Source organism: Bacillus sp. 005/A4HT-01/001 (assembly GCF_004634445.1).
GTDB classification, from domain to species: domain Bacteria; phylum Bacillota; class Bacilli; order Bacillales; family Bacillaceae; genus Bacillus; species Bacillus altitudinis.
Map to the genome: position 1 here is coordinate 40147 of NZ_SEIZ01000003.1, position 24446 is coordinate 64592.

The 24446-nt window shown below is 41.5% G+C and carries 23 protein-coding genes and 1 pseudogene; 13 read left to right on the top strand and 11 right to left on the bottom strand.

What is annotated here, in order from left to right:
- Positions 1-35 precede the first annotated feature (35 nt).
- Entirely contained in the window at positions 36-1178 is a 1143-nt protein-coding gene (locus ES896_RS09870; RefSeq protein WP_135226853.1) for an AbrB family transcriptional regulator, read from the bottom strand.
- Positions 1179-1452: 274 nt separating this feature from the next.
- On the opposite strand from ES896_RS09870, the gene ES896_RS09875 reads away from it, so the two are divergent.
- The 3 genes from ES896_RS09875 to ES896_RS09885 are packed head-to-tail and all read left to right on the top strand — an operon-like array spanning position 1453 to position 3175.
- Positions 1453-1875, top strand: coding sequence for a BlaI/MecI/CopY family transcriptional regulator (locus ES896_RS09875; protein ID WP_007499135.1), 423 nt, complete (start codon positions 1453-1455; stop codon positions 1873-1875).
- A complete protein-coding gene (locus ES896_RS09880; RefSeq protein ID WP_050827121.1) occupies positions 1868-2707 on the top strand; it encodes a M56 family metallopeptidase in 840 nt (279 codons plus the stop codon). The genes ES896_RS09875 and ES896_RS09880 overlap by 8 nt, the downstream gene beginning before the upstream one ends.
- 57 nt (positions 2708-2764) lie before the next feature.
- Entirely contained in the window at positions 2765-3175 is a 411-nt protein-coding gene (locus ES896_RS09885; protein WP_008348626.1) for a DoxX family protein, read from the top strand.
- Between the two features lie 191 nt (positions 3176-3366).
- Here ES896_RS09885 and ES896_RS09890 read toward each other — a convergent pair whose 3' ends face one another.
- Complete coding sequence (locus tag ES896_RS09890) at positions 3367-3813, bottom strand: ferritin-like domain-containing protein (RefSeq protein WP_007499129.1); 447 nt, start codon at positions 3811-3813, stop codon at positions 3367-3369.
- A gap of 166 nt (positions 3814-3979) precedes the next feature.
- Here ES896_RS09890 and addB point away from each other — a divergent pair, with 166 nt between their 5' ends.
- Genes addB through ES896_RS09915 form a run of 5 tightly spaced genes read left to right on the top strand, consistent with a single transcriptional unit; the run spans position 3980 to position 16081 of the window.
- Entirely contained in the window at positions 3980-7489 is a 3510-nt protein-coding gene (gene addB / locus ES896_RS09895; protein WP_050827122.1) for a helicase-exonuclease AddAB subunit AddB, read from the top strand.
- A complete protein-coding gene (addA, locus tag ES896_RS09900; protein ID WP_135226759.1) occupies positions 7467-11171 on the top strand; it encodes a helicase-exonuclease AddAB subunit AddA in 3705 nt (1234 codons plus the stop codon). The genes addB and addA overlap by 23 nt, the downstream gene beginning before the upstream one ends.
- A gap of 25 nt (positions 11172-11196) precedes the next feature.
- Positions 11197-12372, top strand: a complete 1176-nt coding sequence (gene sbcD / locus ES896_RS09905) for an exonuclease subunit SbcD (protein ID WP_025207109.1) — start codon at positions 11197-11199, stop codon at positions 12370-12372.
- On the top strand, positions 12369-15764 hold the full coding sequence (gene sbcC, locus ES896_RS09910) for an exonuclease subunit SbcC (RefSeq protein ID WP_135226760.1): 3396 nt from the start codon (positions 12369-12371) through the stop codon (positions 15762-15764). The genes sbcD and sbcC overlap by 4 nt, the downstream gene beginning before the upstream one ends.
- 17 nt (positions 15765-15781) lie before the next feature.
- On the top strand, positions 15782-16081 hold the full coding sequence (locus ES896_RS09915) for a hypothetical protein (RefSeq protein WP_017360217.1): 300 nt from the start codon (positions 15782-15784) through the stop codon (positions 16079-16081).
- Between the two features lie 47 nt (positions 16082-16128).
- On the opposite strand, the gene ES896_RS09920 is transcribed toward ES896_RS09915, so the two are convergent.
- The 8 genes from ES896_RS09920 to ES896_RS09955 form a co-directional block, all read right to left on the bottom strand.
- The gene (locus ES896_RS09920; RefSeq protein ID WP_003211468.1) at positions 16129-16347 is read right to left on the bottom strand and encodes a spore germination protein; all 219 of its coding nucleotides are present in this window, start codon (positions 16345-16347) and stop codon (positions 16129-16131) included.
- Positions 16348-16369: 22 nt separating this feature from the next.
- Positions 16370-16804, bottom strand: a complete 435-nt coding sequence (locus tag ES896_RS09925; RefSeq protein ID WP_008348609.1) for a spore germination protein GerPE — start codon at positions 16802-16804, stop codon at positions 16370-16372.
- Positions 16804-16980, bottom strand: a complete 177-nt coding sequence (locus tag ES896_RS09930; RefSeq protein WP_003210893.1) for a germination protein GerPD — start codon at positions 16978-16980, stop codon at positions 16804-16806. Before ES896_RS09930 ends, ES896_RS09925 begins: the two co-directional genes overlap by 1 nt.
- Positions 16977-17591, bottom strand: coding sequence for a spore germination protein GerPC (locus ES896_RS09935; protein WP_008348607.1), 615 nt, complete (start codon positions 17589-17591; stop codon positions 16977-16979). Before ES896_RS09935 ends, ES896_RS09930 begins: the two co-directional genes overlap by 4 nt.
- Before the next feature lie 31 nt (positions 17592-17622).
- Positions 17623-17856 carry a spore germination protein GerPB gene (locus ES896_RS09940; RefSeq protein WP_003210877.1) on the bottom strand — a complete coding sequence of 78 codons (234 nt, stop codon included), beginning with the start codon at positions 17854-17856 and terminating at the stop codon, positions 17623-17625.
- Between the two features lie 14 nt (positions 17857-17870).
- Positions 17871-18092 (bottom strand): spore germination protein, encoded by a 222-nt coding sequence (locus ES896_RS09945; RefSeq protein WP_003211745.1) that lies wholly within the window; start codon positions 18090-18092, stop codon positions 17871-17873.
- 127 nt (positions 18093-18219) lie between these two features.
- Complete coding sequence (locus ES896_RS09950) at positions 18220-18381, bottom strand: aspartyl-phosphate phosphatase Spo0E family protein (protein WP_008348605.1); 162 nt, start codon at positions 18379-18381, stop codon at positions 18220-18222.
- Positions 18382-18503: 122 nt separating this feature from the next.
- The gene (locus ES896_RS09955) at positions 18504-19598 is read right to left on the bottom strand and encodes a CotH kinase family protein (RefSeq protein ID WP_098680887.1); all 1095 of its coding nucleotides are present in this window, start codon (positions 19596-19598) and stop codon (positions 18504-18506) included.
- Between the two features lie 201 nt (positions 19599-19799).
- Here ES896_RS09955 and ES896_RS20530 point away from each other — a divergent pair.
- The 4 genes and pseudogenes from ES896_RS20530 to ES896_RS09970 all read left to right on the top strand — a co-directional run.
- Positions 19800-19850, top strand: a pseudogene (locus tag ES896_RS20530) (hypothetical protein); the annotation flags it as partial.
- Positions 19851-20106: 256 nt separating this feature from the next.
- Positions 20107-20430 carry a hypothetical protein gene (locus ES896_RS20225; RefSeq protein WP_113747615.1) on the top strand — a complete coding sequence of 108 codons (324 nt, stop codon included), beginning with the start codon at positions 20107-20109 and terminating at the stop codon, positions 20428-20430.
- Between the two features lie 18 nt (positions 20431-20448).
- Positions 20449-21354 (top strand): fumarylacetoacetate hydrolase family protein, encoded by a 906-nt coding sequence (locus ES896_RS09965; protein WP_099496425.1) that lies wholly within the window; start codon positions 20449-20451, stop codon positions 21352-21354.
- A gap of 91 nt (positions 21355-21445) precedes the next feature.
- Positions 21446-21814, top strand: a complete 369-nt coding sequence (locus ES896_RS09970; RefSeq protein WP_007499115.1) for a YisL family protein — start codon at positions 21446-21448, stop codon at positions 21812-21814.
- 38 nt (positions 21815-21852) lie between these two features.
- Here ES896_RS09970 and ES896_RS09975 read toward each other — a convergent pair whose 3' ends face one another.
- Entirely contained in the window at positions 21853-22380 is a 528-nt protein-coding gene (locus tag ES896_RS09975; protein WP_135226761.1) for a DUF2777 family protein, read from the bottom strand.
- 156 nt (positions 22381-22536) lie between these two features.
- Between ES896_RS09975 and asnB the strand changes: the two genes are divergently transcribed.
- A complete protein-coding gene (gene asnB / locus ES896_RS09980) occupies positions 22537-24378 on the top strand; it encodes an asparagine synthase (glutamine-hydrolyzing) (protein ID WP_024720029.1) in 1842 nt (613 codons plus the stop codon).
- The last annotated feature ends 68 nt before the right edge of the window (positions 24379-24446 follow it).

Genomic DNA, 24446 nt, shown 5'->3' on the forward strand with positions numbered 1-24446 from the left:
AAAAGAGCCGCTCTGCATAAGTAGAGCGGCTCTTTCTATTTAGCGGCTTTATAATCAGTCTGTCTTTTTGCCCAGACATGATGTAAGAAACGAAAAAACGGTGGCAGCATGGCGATGACCAAAATAATTCTAACGACTTGTACAGCCACAACAAAGGTGGAATCCTCATGAAGTGTAACAGCTGTTGTGGCCATTTCTGCAATACCGCCAGGCGAAAAAGCAAGAATGGCTGTAATGACAGAAATACCTGTTATTTCTGCAATGGCAATTGAACTGAGAACGGTCGCAGCAATCAATCCGGCTGAGCTGACGGCGGCCACAATCAAGGTATTTTTTAACCCGACAAACATTTGTTTATTCATTTTTGACCCGATGGTTGCCCCTAGAAATACCTGTGACGCAATGTTTGCTTGGGCTGGCCAATAAGGAATCAAATCATGACCTGTCAAGGCGCCTGCCCCTACTTGGAGAGCTGCCACACCTAACATACTGCCGATGAGCCAAGGGGCGGGAAAGTGAAGACGCACGGCTAGGCGTGACATCAGCCATGCCCCTAAAATGAGTGCAGCAGTCCAAGAAATGTTTGATATTGTGAAAACGCCTGATGAGAAGGCGCTGCCTTGGGCGACTACCACATCTGATTGGCTTTTTGTATTTAAATAAAATACCGTAAATGGAATGGTCAGTACGACCATTAACACACGTATCGTTTGTACGAGACTCACTACAGCTGTATTTGCTCCAACCTCTTGGGCGATGCCCGGCATAGCGGAAAGACCGCCGGGGGCAGTGCCGACAAAGCTAGTCAGCATATCTGTTTTACTCAGCTTCCATAAGACAAACCCGGAGAGCATGGCTAATAAAATAGAAAAGACGAGCATGAAACTCACGGGAAGCCAATTTTCAGCGAAAATGTGAAGGACTTTCATGTTCATTTTTTGTCCTAGTTCGATTCCGAGAATGAATTGACCAAGGAGTAGCCATCTGCTGTGAATACGTAAGGTATTCTTTCCTTTACGCTGAAACAGGGCGGGACGGCGCAGGGCAATAAATGCAGCTGTCATTAATGTGCCAATCATCCAGCCGATAGACATCCCTGTTAGAGATAAAAGGAATCCACCTAAACCGCTTACCGCAATCAAAATGAGATCGGTTCGAAGGCTGTTTCCTTGCTTCATCACGTATAAACCTTCTTCCTGTATATTTGTTCAGTAAGTGAAATGTTGTTATCTTCACTATAATACAAAAGTCTCTATAAATAAAATACGAATTTTTTTAGTATTTTCATAAGATTATCTTATGGTTAACTCTGTTAGAAAAAATTGTTTTTGATATAAATGTCATATAATTTTTGTCAAAAACAAATACAATATACAACGATTTTCCCCTATTTTTGTTATCGGTTGACTATCATTTTCAATTACACTACAATGCTTAGTGTGAGGTGATGACATGAAAATTCCTTCTTTTAAATATAATGAAAAGGGATTGAACCGCTTTTTCGGTCCTTTAGAAGGAAGGATTATGGAGATCCTTTATCAAGGTGAGGATATGCCGATTAAAGAGGTACAGCAGAAGCTGTCAGATGAGAAGCCAATTAATTTCAACACGGTCATGACGGTACTCAATCGATTAACCGAAAAAGGAATTGTGGAAAAGAAAACAAAAGGGCGTTCATCTATCTATAACCCTGTTTTAACAAAAGAAGAATTTTTAAATGAGCAAACGAAATGGATTACTCAAGGACTGATGGATGATTTCGGCCCCCTTGCAGTCAATCATATGGTGGACGCAATTGAAAGTGCTGATCCTGAATTACTGAAGGTACTCGAAGCAAGGCTTGCATCCAAAAAAGAGGAGAAACGACATGATTAAAATGAAGTCGAGTCTGCTGTTTTTAGGCGGTATATTGATTGGCTTAGTGATCTTTTACCAGATGGGCTATTATGTACTCTCAAGCTTTTTTGGCTGGAATCAAGCATATAACCTGATCCATGTATGTCAATCTGTTCTCGAATTTTATGGATTCACTCCTTTAAAGTATTTTCTGGATGCGTTCGTCTTGTATACGCTTGGTTTTGCCGTTTTCTATATGACAAAGCAGGTCAGAAAGTATCTTCATTTCAAAAGAAATATGATGATGGCAGTCGATCAACATTCAACGCAAACTCTATCAGACAAGTATAGAAATGAGATTATTGTGTTTCATTGCCATGAACCGCTTGCTTTCGCAATGGGGATGCTTCGGCCAAAAGTGTATCTCTCAACAGCGCTTATAGACATGCTGGATGAAGGGGAAATCGATGCGGTTGTCTATCACGAATTACATCACAAATACAGCTACGATCCTTTAAAGACTTTCGCTTTCTCTATGCTCACAAAAGTGATTTGGTACATTCCTGTGTTAAAGCATATGAGACAAAGTTACTCCGTTTTTCGTGAAGTCATTGCAGATGACTATGCCATTCAGCAGACAGGGACTGAGCTTGGAGTAGGGCAAGCCCTTTTGAAACTCATTAAAAAAAGAACCCAGTTTCAAAAACAAACGAAATTTGCCGTGTCCTTTGGAGACCGAGCATTAAATTTAAGAATCCAAAAAATCTTAAACCCAACATACAACATACCGTTCAATGTACCACTTATCCCAATTGTGACATCAACCATCCTCATGTTGGTCTTAATGATTATGCTCAACTTAAATTACTAATTTTTTTTACGAATGAACATTACATGATGTAGTGTAAAAATGGGAGGAAATCACTATATGAAAACAAATCAAGAAATAGGAACACTTTTTGTACGCGTCATCTTAGGCATTATTTTCTTTTTACATGGACTTCAAGCATATCAAGGTGGACTAGGAGGCACTGCGGCATTTTTTGGTCAAATTGGTGTTCCTGAATTTATGGCCTATATTGTCAAAACAATTGAACTGGTTGGTGGAATTGCCCTGATTCTAGGTTTAGGCACACGTCTTTTCGCAGCTTTATTTGTGCCAATTATGGCTGTAGCCATTATCACAGTTGGTTTTGCAAGAGGATTTGTGGGCGGTTATGAATTTGAACTTTCTTTAATGGTCATGGCGCTTTACTTGACACTTAGTGGCAGCAAGATGCTATCGATTGATGGATTGTTAAAACAACAGCAGCAAAGCAATGAAGCAAAATTTCATTAAATAACAAAAAACTCCTTCTGCGATTTGTAGCAGAGGAGTTTTTTTATGGTCAAAAGGTCGTTTTATCATTAAAAAAGGAAAAGCGAAGAGTCGTTTTGATGATGACAGCCCTTTATTTCACATATTGAATGAGCAAAAAAGCAATTTCATTTTTTGACGGAACATACGATCTCCTATTAAAATAGGAGTAACTAAGAAACATGGTGCGTTAAAAGATATAGAAACCAGACAGCATGCTGCTGTTCATCTTGAGCAATACGCTTCATTAATTCCTTTGTTCCTTGATCACGGACATAGTCTGATACCGTTAAGTAAAAATCGACTGTTTTTTGTTCGTCTTTAAAGGCAAATAAGAGACCTTCCCTAAATTGGTCTGGACAAGGCTCTGTTATGCTTGGTTTGTGGTTTTTACCAGTCAAAGAATAGTATAGCTTTGTAAATAGCTGATAATGTCTGACTTCATCCTGACGTATTTCTTGAATGATTTTTTTCGCTTCAGGATTTTTTGCTTTTTGTGCAAGTTTTTCATAGCATTGGATCGCAGAATATTCGCCATTGATGGCCTTTTCAAGGTCTGCAATGATCCTTGTGTTTTGGCGCATGTCATATGGCGAGTAGTCATAATAACCGTAATACATGATATTGCCAGCCTCCTTTTAGATCATGATGGTTTATGATATGAAAAGAGTCGGGAAAGGTGCCTATTTTCTTTTCAATCACAGGAGAAAGGGAAGGTGATAGGAAAATAGCTATTTACCTTTATTTTCGCTAGAATATGAGTACATAAGAAAGGTGTTGTGGAACGTGGAGATTCAGTTTTTAGCAGGCAGATCGGGGAGTGGAAAAACGACTGCAATTCTAGAAGAAATCAAAGAACAACTGCGGCTTGATCCGCTGGGTCCGCCAATCATTTTTTTAGTCCCGGATCAAATGACATTTTTAATGGAATATGAGCTTGCAAAAACGTCTGAAGCTGGTGGAATGATCAGGGCCAAAGTCTTTAGTTTTACTCGGCTTGCCTGGTCTATATTACAGCAGACTGGCGGTGCGAACCGTCAATTTGTCACAAGCACAGGAATTCAAATGCTCTTAAGAAAAGTAATAGAAGAACAGAAAGACAAGTTTAAGGTATTCAAAAAGGCGAGTGATAAACCGGGATTTGTTGAGCAAATAGAAAAGACGATGGCTGAATTCAAAAGGTACTGTATGATGCCGGAGGATATTGAAAAAATCTCGGCATCCAGTATGCATTCAGAGTATACAGAAGAAAGACGTGCGGCGGAAAAATTGCATGATCTTCATGTTCTTTATCAGCAGATGGAGCAGCATCTGCAAGATGAGTATGTGCATTCAGAGGATTACTTGACACTTCTGGCTCAGCAAATTCCTTTATCAGAAGAATTGAGAGGGGCACACATTTATATAGATGGTTTTTATCAGTTTACCCCCCAGCAGCTTCTTGTCATTGAACAGCTTTTGCTACATGCAGAAAAAATAACAGCTGCATTCACAGTGGATCGTTCCTATCATGACACGCAGCCAAATGAACTTGATTTATTTCGCATGACAGGTAAGACATATTCCCAGCTTTATCAGCTGGCTAAAGAGTGCGGAGCGGTTATTTCTGAGAACATTTTGGAGAGAAATAAGCGGCATCTTCATACCCCAGATCTAGCTTATTTAGAAAATCAATATGAACAGAGACCTTTGCGGCCGTATCAAGAAGAAACGCCTCACCTTACCGTATCGAAAAGTGCAAATAAACGAGCTGAAATTGAGGGAGTAGCGAGAGATATTCTTGATTTAGTAAGAGAGGAAGGTCTTAGGTTACGAGATATCTCAATTGTTGCAAGACATGTAGACGACTATAAAGATACGTTAAAAGAGGTGTTTCGAGATTACGATATTCCTTTCTTTATTGATGGAAATGAATCGATGCAGTATCATCCGCTCATTGAGTTCATTCGTTCGAGCCTCGATGTCATAAAAGGGAACTGGCGGTATGAGGCGGTGTTTCGCTGTGTGAAAACGGAGTTCTTATTTCCGCTTGAACTCGCTAAAAACAAAGCAAGAGAACAGGCGGATCAGCTTGAAAACTATTGTATTGCTTACGGTGTAAAAGGTGAACGCTGGACGAATGGTTCACGATTTCATTATCGCCGCTTCCAATCACTAGATGAAGATTTTGGACAAACCGATCAAGAAATAGAAATGGAGCAAATGCTGAATGATGTAAAAGAATGGATTGTTCCGCCTCTCTTTCAATTGCAAAAAAGATTGAAAAAAGCGCAAAAGCTAAGAGACATGGTGGAGGCAGTGTATGTCTTTCTAGAAGAAGCCCAAGTGCCAGAAAAGCTTGAAAAGGCAAGGCTTGAGGCAGAAGAAGCAGGCAGGTTAGCTGAAGCGATGCAGCATGGTCAAGTGTGGGATGCTGTCGTTCAATTGATGGATGAATTTGTTGAAATGCTGGGCGAGGAGGAGCTCTCATTTCCATTATTTCAACAGATGATAGATACAGGACTGTCCTCTCTCAAGTTCGCTTTGATTCCCCCTTCACTTGATCAAGTGTTTATCGGAAGTATGGATTTATCCAGAATGTATCAAGTAAAGTGTACGTTTGTCATTGGAGTAAATGATGGGGTTATACCTGCCCGGCCCTCTGATGAAAGTGTATTGTCTGAGGACGACCGGGAATGGTTAAAACGTGCAGGAGCAGAGCTGGCAGAGACAGGGAAGGAACGGCTGCTGGATGAACAATTTTTGATATATCAAGCGCTGTCCAGTCCATCGCACTACCTGTATTTATCCTATTCAGCTTCAGATACGGAAGGGCGGTCTCTTTTGCCTTCGACCCTTATCAAGTATTGTGAGGAACTGATGCCAAACCATCAGCAAGCCCTCTATGTGTTAGATCCAGAGCAGTTGGATGATCAGGAGCAATTAAAATTTGTAACAAACGAGCATGTCTCGTTATCCTATACCGTTTCGCAGCTGCAACAATGGCTCAATCAATATCCGATCAGCGGCGTATGGTGGAGTGTATATAATCATTTGATGACCTCGTCAAACCGCGACGTATCAAAAAAAATCATGTCCAGCTTGTTCTTTACAAATAGAGCGAAACGTTTAAAGCCGAATGTCACAAAAGAACTTTACGGTGACCATATTCAGGGCAGTGTTTCAAGAATGGAGAAATTCAATGCATGTGCATTTTCTCATTTTGCTTCCCACGGGTTAAAACTAAAAGATCGACAATTTTACAAATTAGAAGCACCTGATATCGGTCAGCTCTTTCACTCGGCTTTAAAACTGATTTCAGATACGCTTGTTGAACAAAAAAAGGATTGGAAAAACTTAACGAAGGAAGATTGTGTGACCTACTCAAGGCATGCAATCGAACAGCTGGCTCCACGTCTGCAAAAAGAAATTTTATTAAGCTCTAATCGGCATGCTTATATCAAAGAAAAGCTCCAAAAAATCCTCATCAGGGTGTCTTCTATATTAAGCGAACATGCAAAAGTGAGCGGATTCTCTCCGGTTGGACTTGAGTTAGGTTTTGGAGGTCAAGGACCTCTGCCGCCGTTTACTTTTCAATTAAAAAACGGCTGCACGATGGAGCTTGTTGGAAGGATTGACCGAGTGGATAAAGCAGAAGGATCAAAAGGACTTCTATTAAGAATTGTCGACTATAAGTCCAGTGAGAAGGGGCTTGATCTAGCAGAAGTTTACTACGGTTTAGCCTTGCAAATGCTCACTTATTTAGACCTGACCATTACGTATTCTAAAGAATGGCTTGGCATGGAAGCGACACCGGCAGGAATTTTATACTTCCATATTCATGACCCGCTGATTCAAGCGCCTATTCCGCTTGGAGAAGATGCAATTGAGCAGGAAATATTGAAGAAATTTAAAATGAAGGGTCTATTGCTCGAAGATGTGGAAGCAGTGAAGTTGATGGATCAAACACTCGAATCAGGAAGATCACAAGTCATCCAAGCTGGTTTGAAAAAGGATGGTTCTTTCCGATCTGACTCTGCGGTATTAAGTGAAGATCATTTTCACATTCTCACAAAACACGTTCGGCGAACCTTTGAAGAGGCAGGAGAAAGAATTACAAGCGGTGAGGTAGAGATAAACCCATATAAATTAAAGGATCAAACCCCTTGCCGCTTTTGCTCCTTTAAGTCTATTTGCCAATTTGATGAATCAATAGAAGATAATGAATTTAGGGTGCTCACCTCTGAGAAGGATGATGTCATGTTAGACCGGATCAAAAAAGAAGGGGATCAGTATGCAAATACCAAAACCGAATAACAGTACTTGGACAGATGACCAATGGAACGCCATCGTTTCAGAAGGACAAGATATTCTTGTTGCTGCGGCGGCAGGGTCAGGGAAAACAGCGGTCTTGGTTGAACGGCTCATTCGAAAAATGACTCGGCCGGAGCAGCCAGTTGATGTGGACAGGCTGCTCGTAGTGACTTTTACCAATGCTTCAGCAGCAGAAATGAAGCACCGGATCACTGAAGCACTTGAAAAAGAACTATCTAAAAACCCTGGTTCCCTTCATATGCGGAGACAGCTGTCACTTATGAATCGTGCCAATATTTCTACCTTGCACTCCTTTTGTTTGCAAGTTCTCCGTACCTTTTATTATGAGATTGACCTTGATCCAGGTTTTCGTTTGGCTGATCAAACAGAAGGAGAATTACTAGGAGATGAAGTGTTAGATGAACTGTTTGAGGATGAGTATAAGGCTGGAAAGCCGTCATTCTTTGAACTCGTTGATCGTTACACATCTGATCGGCATGATTTAGATCTTCAATGGCTTGTTAAAAGAATTTATGAGTTTTCTAGATCACATCCAGCGCCCGAACAATGGATGCGGGCATTCCTTTCTCTTTATGATGTGGATACACAGACAAAGGTAGAAGAATTACCCTTTTATCCATATATCAAAGAGGACCTTTCTCTCGTTTTAAGAAGCTGTCAGGAACTGCTGGAACAAGCGCTCACTTTATCAAAGGAGCCGGGCGGTCCAGCACCGAGAGCAGAGAATTTTATAGATGATTTAGAGCAAGTAAATGAATTAATAAGGCATCAAGATGATTTTGGTACACTTTATAAGCTTTTGCCAAATATCAATTTTAAAAGGTTAAAGACTTGCAAAGGGGATGACTATGACCCAGCTCTGTTAGAAAAAGCAACAGATGCACGCAATCAAGCCAAAAAACAATTAGAAAAGCTAAAAGATGAATACTTTATGCGCAGTCCCGATCAGCATTTAAAAAGCTTGGCTGAAATGAAGCCAGTTGTAGAAATACTTGTAGAGCTTGTGATTCAATATGGAGAGCGTTTCGAAAGAGCAAAACAAGAAAAATCAATCGTGGACTTTTCGGATCTAGAACATTATTGTTTGCGCATTTTAGCGAAGCAGGACGCAGAAGGAAATCTCATTGAAACAGAAGCGGCTAAATACTATCAAAAGCAATTTGAAGAAGTACTCGTGGATGAATATCAGGATACAAATCTTGTCCAAGAAACGATTTTAAAGCTCGTGTCTAAAGGGAAACATCCTGCAGAAGGCAACCGCTTTATGGTTGGTGATGTGAAGCAGTCCATTTATCGCTTTAGACTTGCAGAGCCGATGCTCTTTTTAAATAAATATAAACAATTTAAAGCAGACAGCAATGAAACAGGTAAAAGAATTGATCTAAATAAAAACTTCCGTAGCCGGGCTGATGTATTAGACAGTACCAACTTTCTGTTCAAACAGCTGATGGGAGAAACAGTTGGAGAAATTGAATATGACGAACAAGCTGAATTAAAGCTTGGAGCGAGTTATCCGCAAAGCGAAGACACGACGACAGAAATGCTTCTTGTTCATTTAGATCAGCACGACACAGAAAGCGATGAAGAACGAGAAGAGCTAGAGACGGTTCAATTTGAGGCGAGAGTGATTGCAAAGAAAATAAAAGAATTGGTAGAACAGCCTTTTCAAGTGTACGATGCAAAACAGCAGCTGACCCGCAACTTGCAGTATCGAGACATTGTGATCTTGCTTCGATCAATGCCGTGGGCTCCGCAAATGATGGAAGAGTTGAAGAAGCAGGGAATCCCTGTTTATGCGAATCTTTCCTCAGGTTATTTCGAAGCTACAGAAGTATCTGTCATTCTTTCTTTGTTAAAAGTGATTGATAATCCATATCAAGATATTCCGCTCGCTGCTGTTTTAAGGTCACCTCTTGTTCATTTAGACGAAAATGAGATGGCACTGATTAGAACCAGTGATAAAAAAGGCACTTATTATGATGCTGTGAAGGCATTTATGAGTGTGACACACTCTGATCATCCGACGTGCAGAAAGCTGGAGCGTTTCTTCCTTCAATTACGCAAATGGCGTGATTTATCTATTCAGCATTCGGTAGCAGAACTGATTTGGGAAGTGTACCGAGATACACAATATCTAGATTATGTCGGCGGGATGCCAGGAGGCAAGCAAAGACAGGCAAACCTTCGGGCTTTATATGATCGAGCAAAACAGTATGAAAAGGCTGCTTTTAGAGGGCTGTTTCGATTTCTTCGATTTATTGAAAGAATGCAAGAGCGTGGAGATGATCTTGGAGCGGCAAAAACGTTCAGTGAAACAGAGGATGTTGTCCGCATGATGACCATTCATAGCAGTAAAGGACTCGAATTCCCTGTTGTGTTTACTGCAGGACTTGGCAGGAACTTTAATATGATGGATCTAAATCAGTCCTACTTGCTCGATAAAGAACTAGGTTTTGGCAGCAAATATATTCATCCTGAGCTGAGAATTAGTTATGCAACATTACCGCTGATCGCGATGAAAAAAAAGATGAGAAAAGAACTATTATCTGAAGAACTGAGGGTTCTATATGTGGCGCTCACAAGGGCGAAAGAAAAATTATTTTTAGTCGGTTCTGTCAAAAATCAAGTGAAAGCTTTAAGCAAGTGGCAAAATGCCGCAAACGGAGACGACTGGCTCCTCCCTGATTTTGAACGTTATCAAGCGAGAACATACTTAGATTTTATTGGCCCTGCTCTTATCCGTCATCAAGCGATGTCATCTCTTTTAGAAGAATCGAGAGAAGTCGTTCTCTCTCATCCATCATCATTTTCTATCACCTTTCATCAAGCGTCCGATCTTCTAAAAGAAGACATGTTACTTGAAAAACAAAAACAAGACGAAGTGGTACAAGCATTAATGGAAGGGGTGCCTGTTGAAGGATATGGCGATTACGAGGAGGAAGTAAAAGAAAGGCTTTCATGGCGATATCCATATTTAGCGGCCTCCCAAGTAGGGACAAAGCAGTCAGTTTCTGAGATCAAAAGAATGAAAGAAATACAGGATGAATACAGTGTGCCTTCTTCCGTTCGAAAAGCTCGTGCGACATTGTACGAACGACCGGCTTTTATGAAGAAAAAAACACTCACAGCCGCAGAACAAGGGACGGCCATGCATACAGTCATGCAGCATATCCCTCTTCCTTCAAATGAACCATATGATGAATCTCGTGTAGAAGAGCTGCTCCATTCTTTAAAAGAGAAAGACTTACTAACAGATGAACAAATCCAGTCCATCAATCGAGAAGGAATTGTGGCCTTCTTTTCTACTGCTATTGGTCAAAAACTGCGGAAAGCGGACTGGGTGAAACGAGAAGTATCGTTTAGTATGGTTTTACCGGTTAAAGAGGTATACAGCCATATTGATGCAGAAGGTGAACCTGTGCTCATTCAAGGAATGATTGATTGTTTATTTGAAGCAGATGGCAAGCTCTATTTACTTGATTATAAAACAGATCGAGTGACTGGCAGATTCTCAGGTGGCTTAGAGGAAGCTGAAGCGATGTTAAAAAAACGCTATGAAACGCAAATATCGTTGTATACAGCAGCGGTAGAGCGTTTAACAAACAGAACATTAGAGGAGAAAATCCTTTATTTCTTTGATGGAAATCTAGAAATTTCTTTATAGGTGGAATGAATGAGAGGTGAATCACATGAGGATTCTGCATACAGCGGATTGGCATCTAGGGAAAACCCTTGAAGGCCGAAGCAGGCTTGAGGAGCAAGCGGAGTTTTTAGATGAATTAAATCAAATCGTCAAGGATGAACACATTGATGTCATTGTGATGGCAGGCGATGCCTTTGATACAGTCAACCCTCCTGCTCGCGCAGAACAGCTTTTTTATGAAAGTCTGTCTGCATTATCTGATAAAGGAAAGCGTCAGGTGGTTGTGATCTCTGGCAACCATGATAACCCAGACCGTTTATCAGCCGCATCTCCTTTAACGAATGAGCAGGGGATTCATTTAATTGGATATCCGACAAATGATTTAATTCATGTCGATGTTCCTTCTGCAAGTGAACGTCTATCTATTGCAGCACTCGCTTACCCGTCCGAAGCAAGGCTCAACGAAGTGCTGGCTGAAACATTTGAAGAGAAACTGCTCCGTGATCAGTACAATTTAAAAATACAACAAATGTTTCAACATTTAAGCAGCCAATTTCAGGCGGATACGGTTAATATCGCAACAAGTCATATTTATGTGGCAGGTGGCAGTCAAACGGATTCGGAAAGGCCGATTGAAGTGGGAGGCGCATATACCGTTGCGGCCGAAAGTCTGCCTGAGGCGGCTTGTTATGTCGCACTGGGGCATTTGCATCGCCCACAAACCATTAAACGCGCCAAAACGATTGCCCGCTATTCTGGATCTCCACTTGCATACAGCTTTTCTGAAGCAGGCTACGCCAAATCAGTCACCATTGTGGATGCAAAACCGAATGAAACAGCAAGCTGGAAAGAAGTGTTTTTATCAAGCGGTAAACCACTTATGAAGTGGAAGGCGACTGAAGGGCTGAGCCAAGTACACAGTTGGCTGGATGAAAAGCGGGATCTTCAAGCCTGGATTGATTTAGAGATTCACTTAACAGATCAGCTGTCGATCGAACAAATTCATCAGCTTAGAAAACAGCATAGTGGATTTGTCCATATTAGACCAAAGTTTAAAGAGTTACAGCAAAAAGAAGAACAAAAACAAGTGGAAAAGCTCTCGATTGAAGAGCGGTTCGTGAAATTTTATGAGCGTCAGACAGGTGGAGGTCTACCTGATGAAAAAACCGTCAAGCTATTTTTAGAGCTTGCCAATGACATGCAAGAGGAGGAAGCGAATTGAAGCCGATCACGCTAACCATTAAAGGACTTCATAGCTTCAGAGAAGAGCAAACCATTGACTTTAGCTCCTTATGTGATGCAGGTGTGTTTGGTATTTTTGGACCGACTGGAAGCGGAAAATCGTCCATATTAGATGCCATGACACTCGCACTCTATGGCAAGGTCGAACGTGCACTCAATAATACGCATGGTATTTTGAACCAAGCTGAAGAAAAGCTGTCTGTCTCCTTTACGTTCGCTTTGCAAAGGGAACACCATATTTCTTATAAAGTGGAACGTGCCTTTAAACGGGCAGATGAAATGAAGGTTAGAACGACGTTATGCCGATTGATTGAAATTGGTGATACGCAGACAGTTCTTGCAGATAAAGCAAGTGAGGTCAATCGTAAAATAGAAGAATTACTTGGTTTAACCATTGACGATTTTACGAGAGCGGTTGTTTTACCCCAAGGAAAGTTTGCGGAATTCCTTTCATTGAAAGGAGCCGACAGACGCCAAATGCTGCAGCGTTTGTTTAATTTGGAGAAATATGGTGATCAGCTCGTCAAACGTTTACGCGCAAAGGCTCAAAAACACTATGGTCAGAAAAACGAACTGCTGGCTGAACTGACTGGATTAGGAGAAGCTGGTCCAGAGGCATTAGCGAAAGCTAAAGAAGCAGCTGCGCAGGCGCAAGCTATTTTTCATGAGAAAAAACAAACGCGGGACGAAGCGTTCACTGCTTTTACAAAAGCGCAAGCCATCTGGCAGTATCAAAAGGAACAAGAAGCGTACGAGAAGGAACAACACAACCTCAATCTGCTGGCATCCACGATGGAAGAGAAAAAGAATCAACTTCACATTGCAGAGCAGGCAGAGACATTAAAGCCTTATGCGGATGCATTAACAAAGGCTGAAAAGCAGCTCTCTCAAGCATCAAAAGAGAAGCAGGAAGCAGAAAAACATTTACTTCATCAACGAACGATCTATGATCAAATGACGCAGGAGTATGAGCAAACGCGGCAAAAGAAAATGGAAAATGAGCCAGAGCTTCTTCAAAAGAAAGAGCAGCTGATTCAATTAAAAGAAATTGAACGAAAAAAAGAAACAGCTCTTCAGGAAAAGACCGTACTAGAGCAGCAAAACCATGAAAAAGCGCAGCAATTGACTCAAAAAAAAGCGGAAGCCGAAAACGTGCAATCTTTATTAGAGCGTGCGCTTGCGAAACAAACACAGTTGAAGCATGAGCTGGAACAATTACAAGTCTCTGTCAAAGAGCGGAAACTTGTACAAGACGCACTTCGTTTCAGTGAAAATGTTCAAAGAATGAATGTGAGCATTCAAAAGGAAGAACAAAAGATTGAGGAGCTAAGACAGCGTTCAGCACAGGCGACACAATCGTATGAAAAGCTTCAAAAACAGCAAAAAGATCATCATGAAAAAATAAATCAATCGTTTCAAGCGATAGAGCAATTGTATTTTTATGTATGTGAATTTGAACGAGGTCTTACAGAATGGAGTCATAAAGAGCAGGACAAAAAACAAGAAAAATTAAAACAGCGTGATGTTGTCAGATCGGCAGAATTAAGAAAAGAATTAGCGGCAGAGCTAGTAGACGGTGAACCATGTCCTGTTTGTGGATCGATTCATCATGATCCAAAGGCTGTGATAGACAATGTCCATGAAGAAACGGTTGCCCAAATTGATGAATGGATTGTAAAAATGGATAAAGAGCTCAAGCTGGCAGAGGAATATGCTAGAGACATGTTTGCTGCAAAGCAGCTGCTTGAAACGCATGCCAATCAATTAGTTAAACAGTTCTCCTTTTTATCTCAAAAAGCCCCCGATTCTGAAGTAGCTGCAGCAGTAGAAGCAGTACAGAATCCGCAGTCTTTGCACCAGCTGATTCAAGAATGGAAAGGCGTAAAACAAGATATTCAAGCAATCGAAAGCAAACGAGCTCGTTTAATGGACGTCACTTATGATCAAGCGGCAGAAATGAGCAAAGTCAAAGATCAACTGACATTTGAGCAGCAGCGCATACAAGAACTAGACATGCTGATCAAGGAGCTTCGATCTGAGCTTTCCGAACAACTGACGCAATTTGAACAGACCTTTCCTCACCTGACAATCAACCAAGTGCAGGAAATGCAGCAACAAATTGATGAAAAGGATCAACAAGCGGAAGGTTATCAAGAGCGTATTGAGAAGAGTATTTCTTTTCTAGAGGAAAAACAGCAGGCAAAAGAGCATCTGCAAACAGCCATATACGATCTAGAGAAGGAACTCGATAAGCTGGCGCATCAGCTGGGAAGCCAGCAGCACCTGATCGATCAATATGAAACAGATTTACAGCGATATCCTTTAAAAGCCGCTTCTCTTTCTGATGAACTGGACGAAGTTCAACAATCTCTTGCTCATCTAAATGAAAAAGAACAGCATTCGTACGAGCAATTAAAGCATGCACAGCAATTATTTAGTGAGGCGCAAAGCCATTTCTCAAGCAGTGAACGTCAGCTCCAAGAGGCTAAGCGGCGAAAACAAGAAGCTGAGGAAGCATGGCAAAAAGAAACAGGACCTACTCCTTTTGATCAGCCGCAGGAGATTCAACCTGCTTTAATGGATCGATCTGTACGTCTTACAGTCAAACAGGAAATTGATGAATTTGAGGATAAAAGAAAGCAATGTGCAGCAAACTTAAAGCGAATTTCTGAACTGTTAAAAGGTGAGTCGCTGGATGAAGACGAGTGGACAGACATTCAACTAAAAAAAGAAGCGGCGGAAAAAGCGCTTGAAGAAGCGACAGCGCTGAGTGGATCTGCACAAGAGCATCTGCGAGTGATTGAAACAAACCATCAGCGCTTTGCAAGCATTCATGAACGTCTTGAAGAATTGCAACAAGAAATTGACCGGCTGGATAAGCTTCAAACTGTGTTTAAAGGGAATACGTTTGTTGAGTTCCTAGCAGAAGAACAGCTAGAAAGTGTCAGCCGTGATGCTTCTCATCGTCTTGGGATTTTGACAAGACAAAGGTATGCCATTGAAGTCGATTCAGAGGGCGGTTTTGTGATGCGGGATGATGCCAATGGAGGTGTCAGACGTCCGGTATCCAGCTTGTCTGGGGGAGAAACTTTCCTGACGTCTTTAGCACTTGCCCTTGCTCTGTCTGCACAAATTCAGCTGAGAGGTGAGTTCCCGCTGCAATTCTTCTTCTTAGATGAAGGATTTGGTACGCTCGATCAAGACTTGTTAGATACGGTGATTACAGCATTAGAGAAGCTACAGTCTCAAAATTTGGCCGTTGGTGTGATTAGCCATGTGGAAGAATTAAAGATGAGACTGCCAAAGAAACTGATTGTCCACCCAGCAGATCCAAGCGGGAAAGGAACAACAGTCTCGATGGAATTAATGTAAAGTGAGGTGATCTCAGGATGGCAAAGCAAACGATTGGATTATGTGAGCTGTGCGGAAGACAAGAGGTCGTCCTTACGGAACATCACTTGACGCCAAGAGAAGAGGGAGGGGCCTTTCTACCGACTGCCTTCCTGTGTATCCCTTGCCATAAACAGGTACATGCTCTTTATACAAACCAGGAGCTTGCCGCACGTTTGAATACGCTGGATGCACTAAGACAAGATGAAAAGCTTGTTCCGTACATCAAATGGATTCGAAAGCAGCCGGCAAGCAAGCTGGTCAAAACAAAGAAATCAAGACAACGTAGAAAGAAATGAGCATAAAAAAGCGCTCCTCTAAATGAAATGAGTGTAGAGGAGCCGCTTTATGCATTGCCTACCATATTCTGATCATTTAAGTCAGGATCCACATAGTTGGTGGCGCTAATGCCATTATTTAAAATCAAGAAATCTCCGGTATTCCCCGCTCCAGAGCCTAAAGCAGATTTTGAAGAACTTTTAGGCGAAAGATAAAATGAGTCACCGACGTTTACGACGCCCCCAGAAATCGAGTTAATGTAAATGGGTCCGACAATTGCTGGCATAATCGACATCCTTTATTCGAAGTCATATCACCATCATATGCGCAGGTAGGTCCAATTGTGAGTTTGGCGGATGTTCGTCATTGTTGCTAAATAACTCTCGAATATGCTTCACTCGCGCAACGGCATTTATTCCGCACGTAGAGCCAATTTGATAGATAGACGAAGAAGAGACCCCTTCTACATGAATGGACGACACTTTAATGAGAGGCTTTTCATGATAAAAGGCCGTTCTAACCGCTCGTTCTGGTAACATCAATGGGATCGGCTCATAATACACTTCAAATTCTTTTGCATCTAGGTTTTCAGCTTCATTTCCATAAAACAAACTAATGGTTCGCTGAACAGCTAACACCTTCACGTTCGGGCATAGCTCTTGTGTATCACCAATTTGAACAACACTCGCGATCCCGACAGAATTCACCTTCGAGAACTTCACTTGAGATGTGCGCTTGATCATTATCGAGGGGCTAGAGGAACAAACGGGCCAATAATTAATGATTCTGGCGGTGTATCGAAAATCGATGACAGTTGTACATGGTCCGTGTCCCCGATAATAAATAGGGAAGAGGACGATACCCCAACTACTTTAATGCTTCCGGTTTCGATGTTGCGGTTGACGACTGTGAAATTCATCCGTTTTCCTCTCCTTTCGTTTCATTTGGAATATGGGCTAAAAAGTGCTCGATTGCCCGTTTGACATCATGTTTCACGTATTCAGCAATTTGCTCGGAACGTTGAAGCGGGGTCATATCTTCCCTTTGTGGCAGCTGCCCCGCATAATATTTGATTCTGCTGTCTATTTGTTTTCGAATGTCCTCAATGATATGGTGTTTGTTGCTTTCATCAAGCGAGCCTTCGTATCGCTGCTCTAGTTCTTCAAGAAGCTGCGGTGCTTCTTCATTTAAGAATGCATCGACAAGCTGGCGTGTTTGATTGAAAAATTGATCAGCCATTTCTTGCTGCATCATTCCAATTCCCGGGGTTGTTGTTTGGCCCACTTCAAAATTTTGAACACTATTTGGATCAGATGGATTGAGACCGATATTTAATGTGCCTTCCAGCCGCTCGATTTTCAGTTGATCAAATTGATAATCAATCCGTTCAATCGTTGTTGTCGGTTTATCTTTGATCATTTGCATTTCCTGCTGAAGCTCGTTAAGCCTTTTTTCAAGCATCATGATTTGCTGTGTTTGCTTTTGAATGATGCCATACATTTGTGAAGCGCTGTTTTGATAGTCATACATATGCATACACCTCCGGGGATTGCAGATGAACTTATGTTGTTGGTGACTGAAGCGGTACAAAAGGTGCCGTGCTTGCGCCTTGAGACTCTTCAATTCCTTGTGTGCCTGCTGCGGCAGGTGCTGCTTCTACGTAGCTACCAGTGTTATACAGATTGGAGAGTGCTTTGATTGATCCAGCACTGCCGATTTGCAGAACGGATGAGTTACTCACAGACTCCACACGTAAGTAATTAATTTGTATCGCTTGATTAATATAGAAGTTCAACGGATTCTCACTCCTTACAAGTTACCAACAAGCGGTTGATCAATGACATCACTATCATACGTATTTGTCACACTTTTATAGTTGCTAATGCGTAATTGATCACCAGTGTTAAAACTGCCTGCGCCAGCAAACGTTTTAACCTGACTATTTGGAGAAATGGTGATGCAATCTCCAACATGAACGACTCCGCTCGTTCCGACGGCATTTACTTTAAAGGCTCCAACAATAGCCGGCATAGCGGTGCACATCCTTTAGAAAAATAGGGCACTTCGTTTTTGGGCGTTTCACCATAGCTTATGATGGGTCTTTTAATATGTGATTGTCTTTTTGAAGAACTTTGATGAGAGGAATGAAGTGTATGGTTTACCCTTTATTCGAGCATTCTTTAGAGGTGGTTTTGATGCCTTTATTTAAGAGTGTGTCAAGCTCTTGACTGCACCTGATGGTTTCTTCGGCATTCATTCCGAATTTTTTTGCGGTCTCAATTAAATGTAATCTTTTTTGTTCAATTTCATAATTGATCATAACGGACGCCAACTCTCACATTTTTTATCAAATAGAAGGATATGGTTAGTATACCCTATTTTTCTATAAAAAAAGCTCTTTCGTCAATATGAGAACTAAAGTGACAAAATTCGAAAGTGTCTTTACAGGCGCGATGTCTCTTTTTTAATCTCAGTTTGTAAATAACGTCGTCTTTTGTTGATATACTGTCGGATTAATTCTCGCTCTGAACGCAGCATGTCTTGTCGGTTTTTCGTATATGGATCATCTCCAATTCGCTGATCAATCGAAGCATGCCATGTCTCAATGATGGGGAGAAGCCGGTTTTCTAAAAAATGTGTATCTAGTACGTGCTGGAAAAGGGCATAATAGTCTCTTTTAAATGCAGGGATGTCTAGTAATCTAGCGGTTAATGTATTGAAACCGCTGACTGGAATATAATCAAACGCCATTTCTTCTCCGTGAATATCACGACCCCAAGTCGCATCATAATCCCAAGGCATTACTTGAAACCTTCCTTGATCATTCACATAAAGCGCATAGTTATGAACAAAGCCATCAAAATTTTGGGTACACACGACACCAATGAGCCAGCGAAAATATTGTGTCACATCAAGGTACTGCTCAATCTTATTTGCAAACGTGTCGTCCCTTGCGGTGTTCAAAAAGTAAATAAATTCACTCAGCTGCTTGTCGTGTTCAGGAGTTCCCGTTTTTTTCTCATAACCGAGAAGAAGATGTTTTTTTGGCTTTTTATCAAATGAACTTAAAAGAGAGAAGTTGGCGTCATCATCTACAGCATAATAAATGCCGCCTCCATGCAGCTGTCGTTTTTGGAGGAACAGCTCATCTACAGATTCTATTTTTAAATAAATGCCTTCTTTTCTTCCATTAATGGTCAGAAACACATGAGAAGCGGAGGGGCTGAAGACACCCATTTGTTCAAAGAAATAAAAAGACAGCCTGTTGCGAATGAAAGAAGGATCATTGTACTCTGCATTTAAGTGAAAAAGGGATTCGCCCTGTCTTTGCTTTGGTTTTCGATATTCAATTTGATATGATTTTTTCTTGAGCTTTCGAATGTGTGATCCTCGGTATGAGGCATAAATATGTGACTTGGTTTGGCCGGTTTTCAGAATGGCCTCAACGGGTTCATCGTTCCATACGTCCTTTTTTAATTCCATGAGATCTTTTGGATGAATCCAGATATCCAGTTGTTTTAAAGGTTCTGTGTCCATGCGTTCATCACCCTCCTATATCTCCTCCACTATATGAAAATGAAGGAATGTCCTGTACCTGCTGATAGGTATTCATGGAGTTTTATAAGAAAGAGGCATTCGCCAAGAACACTTGTCTATCGAGTCTCGTAACATAAAGCAGAGAAGATAAACAGCTTTGTCTGTTTGTTTTGTCAGCACAGATTGGGAGGGGAATTGTTCGTGAGCACATTTGATCATTCTCATATTGAGCATGCAGTTGATTCACTTCGAAGTGAGGGGCGTGATCATCACTTAGATCGTGAACCTGAATCGGGACATTCGCACAAATCATCTCGTTCTCGTCATTCAAATCGCCGTCACTGGTTCTTTGGTGGAGGCGGCTGCCGTAAGTCACATCGCAGCAAAAAAAGCCATAAAAGCTATCGTTCTAAAAAAAGTCGCTGCTCAAAGAAAAGTGTAAAGAGCGAGAAACCATGCAAAAGTAAAAAGTCGTATAAAAGCAAAAAGTCTTGCCGTAGCAAAAAGAGTGAACCAAAAAAATCATGCCGCAGCAAACACAGATCACATCATAAGAAAAGCTGCCGCAAATCACACCGTAGCCATCGATCTAAACGTTCTCATCACAAACGGAGTCACTCTTGCCGAAGATGCGGGAAGAAAAAACATCATTCCCGCCATCAAGGAAATGTTGATCGTAAATGGGATCAAGGGAATATGTGGGAGTATCGACGCTACCGCTAAATGTCAGGTCTTCATTTTTGAAACCCTTTTTAAAAGAGAGTATGATAAAAAAGGGTTTTTTTTATTTCGTAGAGAAATAAAAATGAGACATCATAATGTATTGAAATGAAGATTGTGAGGGGAAAACATGAAGTTTTTTACAGGTGAGATACATAACAGATTGTTTATCGGGGTCGTCATTGATGATGAATGGGTGATGGACGTCAAAAAGGCAGAAGCAAAACTATTTGAGCTAGAAACATTGCCAAACTCTTTATCTGAATGCATCAACATGGGGGACAAGTTTGTCGAACACGTCAAACAGCTTCTTGATTGGGCGGAGAAAAAAGAAGAAGACCGCGGCTCTTATGTCTATCCGCTTTCGGACGTGACACTCCATGCACCGATTCCAAAACCAACGAAAAACATCATGTGTGTTGGGAAAAACTATCAAGATCACGTCATGGAAATGGGAAGTGCGGCAGATATTCCTAAAGACGTGATGATCTTTACAAAGGCGCCTACCTCTGTTGTAGGGCATGAAGCGGACATTCTTCTCCATGAAGATGTGACAAGTGAATTGGATTACGAAGGGGAGCTTGCCATTGTCATTGGCAAAACAGGAAAGAATATTGCTCCAGAAGAGGTCCAAGATTACATTTTCGGTTACACCATTTTAAATGATATAACGGCAAGAGATTTGCAGAAAAAACACAAACAATTTTTCATCGGAAAAAGCTTAGATACAACTTGTCCAATGGGACCTTATATCGTTCACAAGTCAGTGATCGAGGATCATGGAGCACTCCATGTGGAAACAAAGGTAAACGGAGAGGTTCGTCAGTCTGCCAGTACGGAATTAATGATCTTCCCAATTGAAGACATTGTGTCAACTCTTTCAAAAGGGATGACGCTGGAAGCGGGAGACATCATTGCAACAGGTACACCCTCTGGAGTCGGCAAAGGTTTTGAACCGCCAAAATTTTTAGCCTCAGGCGATCAGATTGAAGTAACAATTGAACCAATTGGGACGTTATCAAATCGCGTCAAATAAAGGCGTGTTGACACAGGATTGTCGCTTTGTGTTCGACTTATTTCGTGGTACGATGAGAAGGTAATTGTTCTGATAAAGGGGGAAATCACAAATGGGAACACATTTACATATTACAGCGTGGGTGCTAGGTATTATTTTATTTTTCGTTGCCTTTGCATTAGCAGGTAAAAACGATAAAGGCGCTAAAATTGTGCATATGATCGTACGCCTATTTTACTTGATTATTATTGCAACGGGTGTAGAGTTGTATGTTCGCACAGGAATGAAAATCCCGGGTTACGGGGGCGAGTATGTTGGAAAAATGATACTTGGTATTCTTGTGATTGGTTTCATGGAAATGGTCCTGGTACGCAAGAAAAAAGGAAAATCGGTGACGGGTGTATTCATTGGTTTTATCGTGGTTGCCATTGTGACCATTCTTCTCGGCTTACGTCTGCCGATCGGTTTCCATATCTTTTAAGATAAAAAGGGCATTGCTTATCAAAAGCAGTGCCCTTTTTATGTGAGATCAAACTGAGACATCAGCCGGTGACCGTCAGATGTCGTCCATTCCAAGTGAACTTGATTTGCGTCCGAATGATGGTGGCATTGAAGGGCAAGTGATTGCATGTCTCCTGAAAACTGAAAAAAAGACACGCGATGAGAAGGATGGAAGGAAGAGAAGACACAATCATAGACGGAAAAGCCAAGCTGTTCTACATGGTCAATGATCTGATAAAAGACGCTTTCTGGTACGAACATGAGCAAATCAAGCCACCCTTTAGAAAGAGACGCTGGATATTGAATGCGTTCACCGCCTTTTACCTCCATCAACTTCCCATTCTCACAAAGAACGACAGACCCGAGCAATTCTCCTTTTGTCCATCGATCCTTTTCTTTCAAACAGATCATAGAACTTTGAAGGCTTTCAGGCAGCATGATATCTCCTTCTTCGTCTTCAATCAGACAATGACCGTTTTCCATCAGTAAGTACCCGTTACACCATTTTGGGTGGTTTTGCTGAAGATAGGTCATGCGGTTCTCCATTCGCAAAACCTCCTTTCCTCTTTCTTTTCTTACCAAATGAAGCTTGTCCTATACACAGGCGGAAAAAAGGACAAATCAACTATCAAGGAGACGATGCATAAACTAAGAAAGGCTAAATGAGAACACTTGATGAAAAACGGATGGGAGCTGATGATGATGTGTGGAATAACAGGCTGGGCAGACTTTAAAAAGCAGCTCATCCAACAGGATCATGTAATCAATCAAATGACAGATACATTATCTAAACGAGGGCCGGATGATACAAATACGTGGAAAAGTGAGCACGTTCTTTTCGGCCATAAACGGTTAGCCGTTGTCGATGTTGAAGGCGGAAAGCAGCCGATGACATATACCCATCAACACCATGATTATACGGTGGTATACAATGGAGAACTCTATAACACGGAGGATATACGAAAAGAATTATTCAAAAGGGGGCACCGCTTTCTTGGGCATTCTGATACAGAGGTTCTTCTTCACGCCTATACAGAATGGAAGGAAGAGTGTGTGACCCATTTTAATGGAATTTTTGCATTTGTCATTTGGGATAGTGAGCGTGAATTATTATTTGCAGCGAGAGACCGGCTGGGTGTCAAGCCATTTTTCTATACAGAACGTCATCATTCCTTTTTGTTTGGCTCAGAAATCAAAGCACTTCTGGCTCATCCTGAAATGAAAGCCAAAGTGGATCATGAAGGGTTATCAGAAATCTTTGGTTTAGGGCCGTCTAGAACACCAGGGCAAGGCGTATTTAAAGGGGTGAAAGAACTGAGACCTGCTCATGCTTTAACCTTCTCAAAAGATGGTTTGCGTGTGTGGAGGTACTGGAATGTCAAAAGCAAGCAGCATACAGACTCGCTTGATGACACCGCTCAGCACGTGAAGGAACTCTTTACGGATGCCGTTACAAGACAGCTCGTCTCTGATGTGCCTGTATGTACGTTTTTATCGGGCGGCGTGGATTCTAGTGCCATTACGGCCATTGCCGCCAAGCACTTTGAGAAAATAGGGAAAGCCCCGCTGCATACGTATTCCGTTGATTACGACGGAAATGATCAATTCTTTGAAGCAAGTCAATTTCAGCCCAATGCTGACGGGCCGTGGATTGATCGAATGACCAAAGCGTTTCAAACGAATCATCACAGCTGTATCATCGGGCAAAAAGAGCTGGCTTCTTATTTGAAAGAAGCGGTTGAAGTGCGAGATTTGCCGGGGATGGCAGATATTGATTCTTCCTTACTATGGTTCTGCCGAGAAATTAAAAAGGATTTTGTTGTTGGTTTATCAGGTGAATGTGCAGATGAAATTTTTGGAGGTTACCCATGGTTTCACATGGCAAGCGAAACCAATGGATTTCCGTGGATGAGATCAACGGAAGCACGCATTCAGCTTCTTCAAGACTCATGGCAAAAGAAATTATCACTGAAGGAATATGCGCAAAGCAAATATGAAGAAACCGTGGCAGAAACCCCTCTTTTAGATGGGGAAACTGGAGTAGATAAAGCCCGAAGAGAACTTTTTTACTTAAATATGATTTGGTTTATGACAACACTGCTGGATCGAAAAGATCGTATGAGCATGGGGGCGAGCCTTGAGGTACGTGTACCATTCGCAGATCATCGTCTTGTTGAGTATGTATGGAATATTCCTTGGGAAATGAAAATGTATGGAAATCGAGAAAAAGGGGTTTTGAGAAAAGCATTAGAGGGAATTTTACCGAATGAAGTGCTTTATCGCAAGAAGAGCCCTTATCCGAAAACACATCATCCTGCTTATACTCAGGCGGTAAAAGAGATGTTAACAGATTGTCTCGCGCAAAAAGATTCTGTGCTTCATGAATTTTTAGATCCACATCAATTAAAACAGCTGATTGAAACAGAAGGGGCTTCTTTCCAGGTTCCTTGGTATGGTCAGTTAATGAAAGGCCCACAGCTCATTGCCCATTTGGCACAGATTCATCATTGGTTTGAAACATATCGAATTGATATAGAAGCATAACAAAGGGTCGGCTTTCTTGCACTTGTTGAAAGGAAGTCGGCTTTTTTGATACATAACATGAGACTTTT

Coding starts and splice junctions, on each gene's coding strand:
- ES896_RS09870 (WP_135226853.1), bottom strand. CDS start 1,178: ATGAAGCAAGGAAACAGCCTTCGAACCGATCTCATTTTGATTGCGGTA.
- ES896_RS09875 (WP_007499135.1), top strand. CDS start 1,453: ATGAAAATTCCTTCTTTTAAATATAATGAAAAGGGATTGAACCGCTTT.
- ES896_RS09880 (WP_050827121.1), top strand. CDS start 1,868: ATGATTAAAATGAAGTCGAGTCTGCTGTTTTTAGGCGGTATATTGATT.
- ES896_RS09885 (WP_008348626.1), top strand. CDS start 2,765: ATGAAAACAAATCAAGAAATAGGAACACTTTTTGTACGCGTCATCTTA.
- ES896_RS09890 (WP_007499129.1), bottom strand. CDS start 3,813: ATGTATTACGGTTATTATGACTACTCGCCATATGACATGCGCCAAAAC.
- addA (WP_135226759.1), top strand. CDS start 7,467: ATGCAAATACCAAAACCGAATAACAGTACTTGGACAGATGACCAATGG.
- sbcD (WP_025207109.1), top strand. CDS start 11,197: ATGAGGATTCTGCATACAGCGGATTGGCATCTAGGGAAAACCCTTGAA.
- ES896_RS09915 (WP_017360217.1), top strand. CDS start 15,782: ATGGCAAAGCAAACGATTGGATTATGTGAGCTGTGCGGAAGACAAGAG.
- ES896_RS09920 (WP_003211468.1), bottom strand. CDS start 16,347: ATGCCAGCAATTGTCGGACCCATTTACATTAACTCGATTTCTGGGGGC.
- ES896_RS09925 (WP_008348609.1), bottom strand. CDS start 16,804: ATGATCAAGCGCACATCTCAAGTGAAGTTCTCGAAGGTGAATTCTGTC.
- ES896_RS09930 (WP_003210893.1), bottom strand. CDS start 16,980: ATGAATTTCACAGTCGTCAACCGCAACATCGAAACCGGAAGCATTAAA.
- ES896_RS09935 (WP_008348607.1), bottom strand. CDS start 17,591: ATGTATGACTATCAAAACAGCGCTTCACAAATGTATGGCATCATTCAA.
- ES896_RS09945 (WP_003211745.1), bottom strand. CDS start 18,092: ATGCCGGCTATTGTTGGAGCCTTTAAAGTAAATGCCGTCGGAACGAGC.
- ES896_RS09950 (WP_008348605.1), bottom strand. CDS start 18,381: ATGATCAATTATGAAATTGAACAAAAAAGATTACATTTAATTGAGACC.
- ES896_RS09955 (WP_098680887.1), bottom strand. CDS start 19,598: ATGGACACAGAACCTTTAAAACAACTGGATATCTGGATTCATCCAAAA.
- ES896_RS09965 (WP_099496425.1), top strand. CDS start 20,449: ATGAAGTTTTTTACAGGTGAGATACATAACAGATTGTTTATCGGGGTC.
- ES896_RS09970 (WP_007499115.1), top strand. CDS start 21,446: ATGGGAACACATTTACATATTACAGCGTGGGTGCTAGGTATTATTTTA.
- ES896_RS09975 (WP_135226761.1), bottom strand. CDS start 22,380: ATGGAGAACCGCATGACCTATCTTCAGCAAAACCACCCAAAATGGTGT.
- asnB (WP_024720029.1), top strand. CDS start 22,537: ATGTGTGGAATAACAGGCTGGGCAGACTTTAAAAAGCAGCTCATCCAA.